Consider the following 13,475-nt stretch of genomic DNA (forward strand, 5'->3'; position numbering starts at 1 on the left):
TGTACATTTACAATATGTCAAAAAACAGATATACTATAATTATTTTACTGGTTTTTCTTTTTGTAGGAAATAAAACCTTAATTGCTCAGAATAACCAAAATCAAAAACAAGTTACTAATTTGATACAACCACCATATTTAAAGGCAGGAGATACGGTTGCAATTGTTGCGCCTTCTGGTATTTTAAAAAACAGAAAAGACGAAGTTGAGCATGCTAAACAACTGCTAAAACGTTGGCAGTTAAATGTGGTTGTAGGTGAGCATGTTTTTAGTCAAGACAATCATTTTGCAGGCACAGATCAAGAGCGTTGTGAAGACTTACAAAATGCATTAGACAATCCAAACATAAAAGCTATTTGGTGCGCACGTGGTGGATACGGTACGGTTAGAATTTTGGATAAATTAGATTACACTAAATTTTTAAAACAGCCAAAATGGATTATTGGATATAGTGATATTACGGCGTTACACAATCAAATACATAATTTAGGCGTACAAAGTTTACACGCTATGATGTGCGTAAGTTTACCTAAAGATGAAAGTGAAATAGAGCAAACTATTGCTACGTTTAAAAAAGCAATTTTTGGTGAAACTTTAAGTTATACTTTAGAAGGTTCAAATTATAATCAAACCGGTGAAGTTACAGCACCAATTGTTGGTGGAAACTTAACCATATTACACACTATGTTAGGTAGTAAAACTAGCATTGATACTTCAGGGAAAATATTATTTATAGAAGAAATTGGCGAGTACAAATACCACATAGATCGTATGTTACAAAGTCTAAAGCGCGCTGGTTATTTTGATAATTGTAAAGGTGTGATTGTTGGTGATATGACCAGGCTAAGAAAAAACACAACCCTTTGGGGAACATCAATAGAACAGCTTATTTTAGATGCACTTGGCGATTATGATTTCCCAATTGCGTTTAATATGCCAGCAGGACACGAAGATGATAATAGAGCTTTAATTTTAGGTAGAAAAGCAACTTTAAAAGTTGAAAAAGCAAAATCTACACTTGTATTTGAATAGTCATGGCTAGTCACAATGAGCTTGGTAAAAAAGGGGAACAACTTGCAGTCGATTTTTTAGTTGAAAATGGCTACGATATAGTTGAAAGAAACTACCGTTTTAATAAGGCTGAAGTCGATATTATTGCTCAAAAAAAAGACATTTTAGCCATCATTGAAGTTAAAACAAGATCTACAGCAGATTTTGGAAATCCGCAAGATTTTGTAAAACCAAAACAAATAAAAAATCTAGTAAAAGCAGTTGATGAATATGTGACTGTAAACGGTTTAGATGTCGAAGTAAGATTTGATATTATAGCTATTGTAAAAGAAAAAAAGGAATTTAAAATTGAGCATTTAGAAGATGCTTTTTACTTTTTTTAAGACCTTAAGATACTTTCCATTTTTTTTCCTCTAGCAAGTTCGTCAATTAGTTTGTCTAAATATCTAATTTTTTGCATTAAAGGATCTTCAATGTCTTCAACACGGTAACCACAAATTAGACCTTTAATTTTATCAACATTAGGGTTAAGTTGTGGGGCTTTTTCAAAAAAGGTTTCAAAGTTTGTTTTATTGTCAATGATATTTTTAATGTCTGTATCGGTATAGCCAGTAAGCCATGTAATAATAGTGTGAAGATCTTCTTTTGTCTTTCCTTTTTTCTCAACTTTTGCAATGTAATGAGGATACACACTAGCAAATGACATTGCAAAGACTCGGTTTTTTTTCATGATAGAAGATTATTTAATTGAAAGCATAATATAGTTTATTTTTTTAAGCTTTTGTTCTTTCATAAATTAAAGAAGAAAAATATTTAACACCTGTTTTTATACTATTTTCATCAATTGAAAAACTTGGAGAATGTGGCATTGATATAATTCCTTTTTCAAAGTTTGAAGCTCCTAATAAAAAATATACTCCAGGAATCTTTTGTTGAAATACTGAAAAATCATCACTACGTCCATCAGGTATTTCACCATGTAGAGTGATGATATTATTGGGGTAAATATTAGATATTGTTTTTATAGCTTTAGAAGTAAGTTTGTTGTCATTAATAACTAATTCAACTTTGTTTTCAAAAGAAATATCTATTAATTGATTAGCATATTTAGACTCTTTAAAGCTGTCTTTTATTTTCTTTTTGATTGAGTCAATCAATTTTAAATTAGAAACACTTATGCTATTTGTAATCTTTGTCTCTTTCTCTCCTTTTGATACCTTAAAATTTGAATCTACAGTAATGTAGTTTTTAAAAATTGTATTTGGGTTTCCTAAACCAATATTAGGTTCTAGTAAGCTTTTGTTATCCCAAAATTTACTGTCTTTAGATATGTTTTGAAGTTTTAAAATTTGATTTTTTGTGAAGTCAACAACCTCATCTAAAGCAGAATTTTTAATAGTAATGTTTATTTTTTTATAGTCAGCAAAAATATTTTCTGGCTTAGTTGCTACAATTCCTTCTGGCATTGGTGCAATATGTAATGCATATATTTCATCAGGGTTTATTAGGCTAAGCAAATTATCTTTTATCATAGCTTTGGCTCCTTTAAGAGTTTCTTCTGAAGGTTGAAAAACAAAGTAAACAGTACCTGATAAGTTGTCTTTGTTTTGTGCTAAAATATTAGCAATGCCAAGCGCAATGGTTGTGTTTACATCATGACCGCAAAGATGTTTTGCATCACTATAATTTAAATTTTTTTCTGAAAGATGTGGTAAAGCATCAATATCTGCTCTCCAAGCAATTTTTTTTCCTTTTCTATTGGTTTTAAGAATACCAATAACACCATAACCACCAATGTTTGTATATACTTCTAGACCTAGATTTTTTAATTGTAGTTCTATTACTTCTGAAGTTCTTTTTTCGTTACCTGATATCTCAGGATGGCTGTTTAAATCGTTTCTTATTTCGATTAGATTATTAAAAATAGATTCTGTTTGATATCCTATTTTTTGATGAATTTGGTCTGAGTTTTGTCCAAAACTAAAAGCAGAAATAAATACAAAAAAGATGAAGTGTTTTTTAGATAAAAAGTAAGATTTCATAACGTTTTATTTTGTTGTTTAGACAAAGATGAAGCAGTTATTGAAAATAGACCTGTCACATTTGTGACATAATTATTTTTGGACAATATTTTTTCTAATTCTGCTTAAAGATTGTCTTTCTATACCTAAAAAAGAGGATAGATGGGTAAGGCTAATTCTTTGCAAAAGATCAGGATTTTCAGATATAAATTTTAAATATCTTTCTTCTGCTGTATTAAATAAAAAGCTTTCAACTCTATCACTTAAAATGGTAAGCACTTTTTCTGCAATTAATCTTCCTTGAGTGTCACTATTTTTAAATTTACTATAGCTATCTTGAATGGTTTGATAGGGAAGTGTAACGATGGTTGTTGGCTCTAAACACTGCAAAAAATACTTTGTTGGGATTTGACGTATAAACGCAGGGTAATCTGTAACAAACTCTAACTCTTTAGTAAATCCTGTTGTTATTTTATTACCTTTCTCGTTAATGTAAAATCGTCTTATTAAACCTTCTGAAATAAAACCCATTTTATCTTGAGTTTTTCCTGCTTTAAGAAAACAATCACCTTTTTTTAAGGTAATCAAGCCTAAGTCTTTAGCTATAAAGTCTTTCTCTTCATTTGAAGCATATTCAAACTGATTAAAATATAGTTGAAAATGTTTGTTTGAAGTCTTAGACATTTATAGGTTTAATCTTTTGATTTTATAGCCTTAATTTCAGAAAAATAATCCTTAAAAGCTTCAAAGTCATAAGGTTTTTTAATAATTACTTTATTTTTATCTAACACAAAATAGCTTGGTGTGGCTTTAACATTGTAATTATCGCCAATTGGATTATCCCATTTACCTTCGCCAAAAACGTGATAAAATTCTGGATACTTCTTAATCATTTCTTTCCAACGGTAACGGTCTTCGTCTAATGCAATAGCTATAACTTTTAATTGTTCTGGATTTATAGTTTTTACATATTCGAGAAGTTGCGGAATTTCTTCTAAACAATGAGAACAAGTTGTACTCCAAAACACAATAAGATAATTTTCAGCTTCATCTAAATCGTGCATTTTTTTTACGGTTGCTTTACCTTCTTCATCATAGATTACAATGTCAAAATCGTAACCTTTATTACCGATAGATGCATTTTTAAAATAGATTAAATCATTGTACAATTCAGTGTCGTTATCTGCTTTAGCAATGTCTAATAAATATGTTATTGCAATATGATTGGCTACAGATTCTATATTTTCATAAGAAAACTGATAGTATAGTACTTCTAAAATTACTTTTTTAACTTCTGGATTGTTACCAATTGCGTTTACAGCAGTATCAATATTTGTAATGTAAGAAGCATTAATTTGCTCTTGATGTATAAAATTGTAGATATAATTTAGTGTAGCTTCTATTAGGAAATTTGAATTTTGTAAAACTGGATTACTAAAGTTGATGTGCTTAAAATAATCTGCTTTTGCCAACTCTGAAAATGTTTGCGCATCTACATATTTTGAAGGAATGTATGGTTTGCTTGCAGTAATGAAATTAAGAGCCATTTTACCTTCAGCAGCTTTTTCAAACTCGGTTTGTGTGTTTTGTAAAATTTGTATGATTTTATTAAAGTCTTCTTCGTTGTTTTCGCCTTTCATGTAAAAGTTGTTAAGGCTATTCCCAACTAATTGAATGCTTTTGTTGTAAGAATTCCAAAGCTTATTTTCTTCAGATTTAATAAAAGTTAAACCGTTATCAAAATCGTAGGTCAACTCTATATCTTCATTGTTATATAAAAAGTCAAAATTATATTGGTCCTGTGGTTGATTGTATACAATACGATATGTTCCGGTAGGTTGATTTTTATCTAAAGTGAATGTAAAGGTGCCATCTTCCTTAATTTCTGCGTTGTTAACAAACTTGCTAGTTTGTGTAGTAACTTGGTACAAGAAAGCGAATTTAAAATCGTCTGTGTTTGGAAATTTACCTTTTACAGTATGCTGTGCCAAAGCGAAAATTGGCAGTGTTGCAAATACAAAAATTAACTTTTTAAGCATGGTCTTTATTTTTTAATCAAGTGACAAAAATTATTCCAAAATAGGTTTTAATACTTGAAGTGCTTTGTCTACAGATTTTATATTATCAAAAGTAAGTAATAGGCGTAAACCATTTCTGGTTTCTTTTTCTTTCATTTTACATGACTGCGGATGTGTTTGCACGTATTGCAGTAGTTTAGTAAAGTTTTTACTTTGATAAAAACTACTTTGTTGGTCATTAATAAAATAGCCAATAAGTTTGCCTTTTTTCATCATCACTTTTTCTATACCTAACTTTGTTGCAATCCACTTTATTCTAACACTGTTTAAAAGGTCTATAACTTGTGTTGGAAGCTCGCCAAAACGGTCTACTAATTGGCTTTCAAAAGTTACAAGTTCTTCTTCGGTTTTTATGTTATTTAAAGTGGTGTAAAGGTTTAATCTTTCGGTTATGCTATTGACGTAATCATCTGGGAAAAGAAGTTCAAAATCGGTATCAATAGTGATATCTTTTACGTATTGCTTTTTATCTTCAGGTTCGTCATATAAGTCTTTAAATTCGTTTTCCTTAAGCTCTTCAATAGCTTCGTTTAAGATTTTTTGATAGGTGTCAAAACCAATTTCATTTATAAAACCACTTTGTTCGCCACCTAGTAAATCTCCTGCACCACGAATTTCTAAATCTTTCATTGCAATATTAAATCCGCTACCAAGCTCTGTAAATTGTTCTAATGCTTGTATACGTTTTCTCGCGTCTGTAGTCATGGCGTGATAGTCAGGTGTAATAAAATAACAGAACGCTTTTTTATTGCTTCGACCAACACGACCACGCATTTGGTGTAAATCGCTTAAACCAAAATTGTTTGCATTATTAATAAAAATGGTGTTAGCGTTAGATACGTCTAATCCACTTTCAATAATTGTTGTACTTACTAAAACGTCAAATGCTCCATTCATAAAATCTAGCATTAATTGCTCTAGTTTTTTTCCTTCTAACTGTCCGTGACCAATACCAATTTTTGCATCTGGTACCAATCGCTGAATCATACCTGCAACTTCCTTAATATTTTCAATGCGATTATGAATAAAAAACACTTGTCCGCCACGTTCTATCTCATAACTTACAGCATCTCTTATGGTTTCTTCGCTAAAACGAATAACATGGCTTTCAATAGGATAACGGTTTGGTGGCGGCGTTGTAATTACCGACAAATCTCTTGCTGCCATTAAACTAAATTGAAGCGTACGCGGAATTGGTGTTGCAGTTAGCGTAAGTACGTCTACGTTTTCTTTGATGCTTTTAAGTTTTTCTTTTACAGCAACTCCAAATTTTTGTTCTTCGTCAACAATTAAAAGGCCTAAATCTTTAAATTTTACACTTTTATTAACCAGTTGATGTGTACCAATAATAATATCTACGTGCCCTTTTTCTAGTTTTTCTAAGGTTTCACGTTTTTCTTTAGCGGTTTTAAAACGGTTAACATAATCTACAGTTATAGGAAATTCTTTTAAACGCTCACTAAATGTTTTATGATGTTGAAACGCTAAAATGGTTGTTGGTACTAAAACAGCAACTTGTTTGCCATTATCTACAGCTTTAAATGCGGCGCGAATAGCAACTTCTGTTTTACCAAAACCAACATCGCCACAAACCAATCTATCCATTGGTCTTTCGCTTTCCATATCGGCTTTAATATCTGCAGTAGCAGTAACTTGATCTGGCGTATCTTCATATAAAAATGAAGCTTCTAACTCATGCTGTAAATAACTATCAGGCTTATATTGAAATCCTTTTTTTAACTTACGTTTTGCGTATAGTTTTATTAAGTTGAAAGCAACATGCTTAACTCTAGATTTGGTTTTTTCTTTAAGGGTTTTCCAAGCTTTACTACCTAATTTGTAGATTTTTGGTGGCGCACCATCTTTACCATTAAATTTAGTTATTTTATGCAAAGAGTGAATGCTTAGGTATAACACATCACGCTCGCCATACACTAATTTTATAGCTTCTTGTTTTTTACCATCTACATCAATTTTTTGTAGTCCGCCAAACTTACCAATACCATGATCTATATGTGTTACATAATCGCCAATATCTAGATTTGTAAGTTCTTTTAGGGTAATGGCTTGTTTTTTTGCATAGCCATTTTTAAGATGAAATTTATGGTAACGTTCAAAAATTTGGTGGTCAGTATAAACCACCATTTTTAAGTCGTGATCTATAAAACCTTGATATAAAGGTTGTACAATTGTTTGATAATGTACATTGCCATCAACGTCTTCAAAAATATCATGAAAACGCTTTGCTTGTTGTTCGCTTACGCAAGTAATATAATTGGTGTAACCTTTGTCGTGATTAGCATTTAAATTATCTATTAATAAATTAAATTGTTTGTTAAATGCAGGTTGAGGTACAGTGTCAAACTTTACAAATTGCTCTGCTTTAAAAACAGATGTTGTCCCAAATTCTACGATGCTAAAATCTAATAATTCTTTTTTTAAGGTTTCAGAATTTGAAAAAAGCTCATTTGGTTTGGCGTGTTTAAGCTCGGTAGATAAGTTGTTAAATGCAGTTTGAGCTTTATTGAAAAAATCGTCTATTCTGTTAAAAGTTAAATCGAAATTTTTCCCAAAAACAACTGTTTTTTGAGCGATGTATTGTAAAAAGCTTTGCCTTTTTTCTTCAATTAGTTTATTAGCAACATTAGGAATAATACTAATTTTTTTAATTTGCTCTGTAGATAATTGTGTTTCTACATCAAAGGTACGAATGCTGTCTACTTCGTCACCAAAAAATTCTATACGATATGGTTGGTCGTGACTAAAGGAAAACACATCTACAATACCACCACGTACCGAAAATTCTCCAGGTTCTGTAACAAAATCTACACGTTTAAATTTGTATTCAAACAAGACTTCGTTTACAAAATCTATAGATAAATTATCGTTTACGGTAATTTTTAGTGTATTACGTTCTAGCTCTTTTCTAGTCACAACTTTTTCAAAAAGCGCATCTGGATACGTAACAATTATAGCAGGTTTTTTACGTGAGTTTATACGGTTTAAAACTTCTGCACGAAGTAAAACGTTGGCGTTATCTGTTTCTTCAATTTGGTAAGGTCTGCGATAGCTTCCTGGATAAAATAAAACATCGTTTTTATTTATTAAATGTTCTAAATCGTTTAAATAGAAAGCAGCTTCTTCTTTATCTTGAAATATTAGTAAAAATGGTAATTCGGATTGTTTAAAAATTTGTGAAATTATAAACGAAACCGAAGATCCTACTAATCCTTTAACATGTGTTTTACTTTTAGGTAGGGCAATAGCAGTTTGCAATTTTTGCGTTTGCAAAGATTGTAAATAGGCTTGCGAGATGTTAGATTTACTCACCTTTAATAGAATTTTTTGCAAATATAAGGCTTAGATTTTTTAAAAGCTTTCTGATTAATTAATTTAATCTGATATTAACAATGCTAATGAAAATAAACTCTAAAAAATGACTTAAAATATTGATAATAAAATAATTATATTGGTTTTAATAATATTAAGTTTACATGTTAAAAAAAGAAACTTTTTAATTTTAAAAGGTGCGAGGTTTAATTATATTTGCAGGAATTTTAAACAAAGAAGTATGTCATTTTCAGATTTATTCGATAGTGGATTTAAAAAACGCAACGAGAGTCAGTTTGCTGCAATTGTAAGAGTTGCAATGAGTGATGGAGTGATTAATGATGCTGAAAAAGCGTTTTTAGACAGATTAGCTCGTAATTTAGATATTAGTGAGCATGATTATGAAGTAATTTTAAAGAACTATAAAACACATCCTATAAATCCACCAACATCTTATGATACGCGTTTAGAGCGTCTTTATGATTTGGCTAGAATGGTTTGGGCAGATCAAATTGAAGGTGATAATCAAATGGCTATGTTAGAGCGTCTTTGTGTTGGTTTAGGGTTTAAATCTAGCAATGCAAAATATGTTGCAGATAAAGCTTTAGAGCTTGTTAAAAATGGCGTAGATCTTGATACTTTTATGGAAGAAATTAAAACTATGAATAGATAATTGTTTTATTACAATATTTAAAAAAGCGAGCTTACAGGCTCGCTTTTTTTATGGTTTATTTTAAGTTTTGTTGGATGATTGTAATTAACTCTTCTTCATTAAAAGGCTTATTTAATACATCATTAATACCTGCTTTTTTATAACGCTTTAAATCTTCTTTAAACACTTTAGCTGTTAATGCTATAATTGGTGTTTTTTTATGTTCGCGTTCTGGTAATTTACGTATTTGTTTAGCTACTTCGTCTCCATTAATATCTGGTAATTTAATATCTAAAAGAATTAAATCTACAGGAGAATCAAAGTTGGTTACTTTGGGTATTACATCTTGTCCTTGGCTAACAATGTCTAAAAAGTAACTTCCTTTTGAGGCTAAGATTTTTAAGACTGAAAGTTGAGTGATTTCAGAATCGTCTACTAAGAGGATATTGTATTTTTTGTCTACAGAATTATTGTTTTTAAAAACTGACTTTTCTTTTTTAAGTTTATAATTTGGGTCTAATCTAAAGTTAAGATTAGTTGAAAAAGAAGATCCTTTATCTAATTTAGAATTTACTGAAATTGTGCTTCCAGAAAGTTCTACAAAGTGCTTGGCTATAGCTAATCCTAAACCAGAACCTTTATATTTATGAGATGTATTTAATTGTTTAAAGCTTTCAAAAATAGCATCTTGATTTTCTTTTGAAATACCAATACCAGTATCTTTTACTTCAAAATTAATGTTAGCTTTTCTAGCTCTAGTCTGGTTTAAAACAGCTTTAAACGTAATACTTCCTTCTTCTGTAAATTTAATAGCATTACTTAAAAAGTTACTTAATACTTGTCTAAGTCTTACTTTATCTCCACCAACTATTTTAGGTAAGTTATCATTAAATTCTGTGATAAACTTTAATCCTTTTTGTTCAGATTTAGCTTTATAAACTTGAGCAATTTCATTTAATAGTTCTGGTAAATTAAAAGGCTGTACAACAATTTCGGTTTTACCAGATTCAATTTTAGAAATATCTAAAATATCTTCTATAAGTTGTTTTAGGTAATAGGTTGATGAGTCTAAAACTCTTAAATAATTATGTTGCTCATCATTTAACCCTGTTTTCTTTAAAATATCAGAAAATGTCAAAATACCAGATAATGGGTCTCTTAACTCATGACTAAAATTGGCTATAAACGCATTTTTAAATGCTTCTTTTTCTTTTAAATACTCGTTTTTAAGTTCTAAAATTTGTGAGTTTATAATGGACTCATTTCTTACTTGGGCTGTTGTTTGGTAATTATTGTAATGTACTGTTAAGTCTAAAATAACAATAAGTGGTAATTGTTTATCATCAAATGTTTTTACAATTATATCTGTAATTATTGTGTTGTTTTTTTCATCTTTTAGATGAATGCAAGAAAAGACTAAATCTTGATTTTTTTCTTTTAAAACAGAACTTAGGCTTTCAAAAAAAGGATGAATTGTTGAAATGTGCTTACCAACTAGGTTTGTAAAAATCACATCATCAGATTCTTGAATTTGACCTTCAATATCTACAATAATGTATTGGTTTACGGACTGTGCGTAATTTTGCTTGTATTCTTTTAACATCTGGAGAACGCTATTTTACAATAGACTTTTAGCTAATAGATTAAAAATTTCTTCTACATTTTGACCAGATTTTGCACTGGTGTACAAGTCTACGTAAGGTTTAAAGGTGTCTTTATTTTCCTTAATAAACTCGTTTGTAACTAAGTCTTTTTTGTTGCCAATAACTTTTATAGGCAGATTAGGGTAGCGACCTTTAATATAGTTTAGGTCAAACTCTAAATTTTCATAAGTAGTTGGCCTAGTTAAGTCAAATACATAAATAAATCCATGTGTACCAATAAGGTAAGATGGTCTTGTGTTGGTAATATCGTCATTACCTTCTAAGTCCCAAATAACAAGGGTAATATCTGTGTCTTTTTCTGATATTTTTATGTCCTTTTTTAGGACGTGTACACCAATGGTAACTTTATAATCTTCAGTAAAAGTGTTTTCTACAAAGCGTCTAATTAAAGACGATTTGCCAACACCAAAGTGTCCTATTAAAACAACTTTTTTAGATAATTTCATGTTCAAACTGCGCTTTTAATTTACTTGCTAAAATGCTACTATTTTCTAAATCTGTTTTATTAATAACATTTTGAGCAAAATCTAATAATTTATCTTCTAATTTAGTTCTGAATGTGGCAGTAAAAGCTCCAGAAACGACTACAGCGATGTAATAGTTAGAAAAATTTTGTAAATGAATATGATAATTTTCATACTCAACATACTCTAAGTTTTGAGTTTCTGCTTGAAAAGCATCTTCTGCAAAACTTTTTATTGCGGTTAACATACCAGCAACAGTATCTTGATCTATATTTTGTGTTTTTGAATACTCTGAAACGACAATACCAGAGCCTTGCTCTATAACCATTATCTGCTCAATAGTTGGTTTAAAATGGTCTTGTAGGATTAAATTGCCTTCAGAAACACCACTTTTTTTGGCTCTAAATTTTCGTTTTAAATTTTCAAAAGAAAACGTGTTGTTTACCTTACTATTTATACTTTCTGATAATAATTGTATTTCTTTTTGAATGTACTTTTTTATCATCTTACCCATAATAGGGTATAAGGCTTCTACAACTGCGTCTTGAGAGTTTTTAATTTCTCTTTTTAAGGTTTGGGTTATTGTAGGTCCTAAAGTTTCGGGTATTTCTTCTACAAATTCTTCAAGTTTGTGATCAATAATTGGATTGACACGTTTTGATAAATTAGGCTCTTTGTTAATAATATCTTCAAGCTGTTTTAGCTTTTGTTCTATAGACAAAGCATACTCGTGCTCATCTTTAAGCAAGATGTCTTTAAGTATTTGTAATTTATCGTCTTGAGTCATTTGGACAGTCAATTTTATTGACTAATCTTTTCACCAAGTTTTGTGAAAAGTTCACCCAGAAGTTTACGGTCTACTTTTTTCTCGTCTAAAGCATCTGTTTTCTCTTCAAGAGAAGCTTCAAGCTCTGTAATACGTATGTTTACGTCTGTACTTAAGTTGTCTATGTTTTGAAGTAATTCGGTTTTAACCTCGTCAATTAATTGCTCTAATTCTTCTTTTTTCTTAAGTATATCTTGTTTTAAGGTCTCAAACTCACTATCGTAAGCTTGCATGTTCTCTCCAAAAATCAACTGCTTAATAGCATCAATTTTTGAGCTTGCATCTACAGCGTTTGGCGCTATATTTTCTTGATTTTTATCTTCTTTTGCCATGTTGAAAGTTTAAGGTGATAAAAATAGCAAAAAAATAGTTATTGCACTATCGATTAACTGTTTTGCATAAACTCTTCAGCTTTGGTTACCATGTTTTTGCTTCCGCAGAAAAAAGGCACACGTTGATGAAGCTCGGTTGGTGTGATATCTAGTATTCTTGTAAAGCCATCACTTGCTTTTCCGTTAGCTTGTTCTGCCAAAAATGCCATAGGATTACACTCGTATAGCAAACGCAATTTACCATCAGAATTTTTAGAACTTTTAGGATACATATAGATACCACCTTTTATCATGTTTCGATGAAAATCTGAAACCAAAGACCCAATATATCTTGAAGTGTAAGGTCTGTCACCTTCTTCCATTTGGCAATATTTAATGTAGTTTTTTACACCTTGCGGAAAGTGAATATAATTACCTTCGTTTACAGAATAGATATTACCATCTTCAGGAAATTGCATATCTGGATGTGACAAGTAAAAAGTACCAATTGCTGGGTTTAGTGTAAAGCCATTTACACCGTGACCAGTTGTATATACTAACATTGTAGATGTACCGTAAACTACGTACCCAGCAGCAACTTGTTTATTACCTTGTTGTAAAAAATCCTCAATAGTTACAGGAGTACCAACTGGTGTAACACGTCTAAACACCGAAAAAATAGTACCTACAGATACGTTTACATCTATGTTTGAAGAGCCATCTAAAGGGTCAATCAAAACCACATATTTGTTTTGGTTGTTAGAATCTTGACTATTTATACTGATAAAATCGTCTTCTTCTTCGCTAGCAATACCACAAACAATATTACGATTGGTAAGCGTGTGTATAAACTTATCATTAGCGTAAACATCTAGTTTTTGCTGGTCTTCGCCTTGTATATTTGTATCGCCAGCAGCGCCAATGATGTCTACTAAACCTGCTTTGTTTACTTCGTGGTTTACAACTTTAGCTGCAAGTCTAATGGAATTTATGAGTCTAGATAATTCGCCAGAAGAATACTTAAAAGACGATTGGTTTTCAATAATAAATTCACCTAAGGTTTGATTTCTTTTAGACATGAAGCTTATATTTGATTACAAATATCATAGAATTTTCAAT

The 13,475-nt window shown here is 30.4% G+C and carries 13 protein-coding genes; 3 read left to right on the forward strand and 10 right to left on the reverse strand.

Features of this window, described 5'->3' with window-relative positions; translation table 11 throughout:
• Window positions 1–14 precede the first annotated feature (14 nt).
• Together WA327_RS06630 and WA327_RS06635 are read left to right on the forward strand one after the other, a co-directional pair.
• Window positions 15–1,031: an LD-carboxypeptidase gene (locus WA327_RS06630; RefSeq protein ID WP_336067883.1), complete on the forward strand. Its 1,017-nt coding sequence runs from the start codon at window positions 15–17 to the stop codon at window positions 1,029–1,031.
• Window positions 1,032–1,033: 2 nt separating this feature from the next.
• A complete protein-coding gene (locus WA327_RS06635; RefSeq protein WP_336067885.1) occupies window positions 1,034–1,393 on the forward strand; it encodes a YraN family protein in 360 nt (119 codons plus the stop codon).
• Here WA327_RS06635 and WA327_RS06640 read toward each other — a convergent pair.
• The 5 genes from WA327_RS06640 to mfd form a co-directional block, all read right to left on the reverse strand.
• Window positions 1,390–1,740, reverse strand: a complete 351-nt coding sequence (locus tag WA327_RS06640; RefSeq protein ID WP_336067887.1) for a DUF2200 domain-containing protein — start codon at window positions 1,738–1,740, stop codon at window positions 1,390–1,392. The two genes, WA327_RS06635 and WA327_RS06640, sit on opposite strands and share 4 nt — an antisense overlap.
• A gap of 43 nt (window positions 1,741–1,783) precedes the next feature.
• Window positions 1,784–3,052 (reverse strand): M20/M25/M40 family metallo-hydrolase, encoded by a 1,269-nt coding sequence (locus WA327_RS06645; RefSeq protein ID WP_336067888.1) that lies wholly within the window; start codon window positions 3,050–3,052, stop codon window positions 1,784–1,786.
• Window positions 3,053–3,124: 72 nt separating this feature from the next.
• A complete protein-coding gene (locus WA327_RS06650) occupies window positions 3,125–3,715 on the reverse strand; it encodes a Crp/Fnr family transcriptional regulator (RefSeq protein WP_336067890.1) in 591 nt (196 codons plus the stop codon).
• 8 nt (window positions 3,716–3,723) lie between these two features.
• Window positions 3,724–5,070, reverse strand: a complete 1,347-nt coding sequence (locus WA327_RS06655) for a TlpA disulfide reductase family protein (RefSeq protein ID WP_336067894.1) — start codon at window positions 5,068–5,070, stop codon at window positions 3,724–3,726.
• A 30-nt stretch (window positions 5,071–5,100) separates the two neighbouring features.
• A complete protein-coding gene (gene mfd / locus WA327_RS06660; protein ID WP_336067896.1) occupies window positions 5,101–8,439 on the reverse strand; it encodes a transcription-repair coupling factor in 3,339 nt (1,112 codons plus the stop codon).
• 241 nt (window positions 8,440–8,680) lie between these two features.
• On the opposite strand from mfd, the gene WA327_RS06665 reads away from it, so the two are divergent.
• A complete protein-coding gene (locus tag WA327_RS06665; RefSeq protein ID WP_336067898.1) occupies window positions 8,681–9,112 on the forward strand; it encodes a TerB family tellurite resistance protein in 432 nt (143 codons plus the stop codon).
• 55 nt (window positions 9,113–9,167) lie between these two features.
• On the opposite strand, the gene WA327_RS06670 is transcribed toward WA327_RS06665, so the two are convergent.
• Genes WA327_RS06670 through fbp form a run of 5 tightly spaced genes read right to left on the reverse strand, consistent with a single transcriptional unit; the run spans window position 9,168 to window position 13,435 of the window.
• Window positions 9,168–10,694, reverse strand: coding sequence for an ATP-binding protein (locus tag WA327_RS06670; protein ID WP_336067900.1), 1,527 nt, complete (start codon window positions 10,692–10,694; stop codon window positions 9,168–9,170).
• 15 nt (window positions 10,695–10,709) lie between these two features.
• Window positions 10,710–11,201, reverse strand: coding sequence for a Rab family GTPase (locus WA327_RS06675; protein WP_336067902.1), 492 nt, complete (start codon window positions 11,199–11,201; stop codon window positions 10,710–10,712).
• Window positions 11,188–12,006: a cell envelope biogenesis protein OmpA gene (locus WA327_RS06680; RefSeq protein ID WP_336067904.1), complete on the reverse strand. Its 819-nt coding sequence runs from the start codon at window positions 12,004–12,006 to the stop codon at window positions 11,188–11,190. Before WA327_RS06680 ends, WA327_RS06675 begins: the two co-directional genes overlap by 14 nt.
• Window positions 12,007–12,020: 14 nt before the next feature.
• Entirely contained in the window at window positions 12,021–12,377 is a 357-nt protein-coding gene (locus WA327_RS06685; RefSeq protein ID WP_336067906.1) for a fructose 1,6-bisphosphatase, read from the reverse strand.
• Between the two features lie 53 nt (window positions 12,378–12,430).
• Window positions 12,431–13,435, reverse strand: a complete 1,005-nt coding sequence (gene fbp, locus WA327_RS06690; RefSeq protein WP_336067909.1) for a class 1 fructose-bisphosphatase — start codon at window positions 13,433–13,435, stop codon at window positions 12,431–12,433.
• Between the last annotated feature and the right edge of the window lie 40 nt (window positions 13,436–13,475).

It is taken from the genome of Mesoflavibacter sp. CH_XMU1404-2, assembly GCF_037029465.1.
Classification (GTDB): domain Bacteria; phylum Bacteroidota; class Bacteroidia; order Flavobacteriales; family Flavobacteriaceae; genus Mesoflavibacter.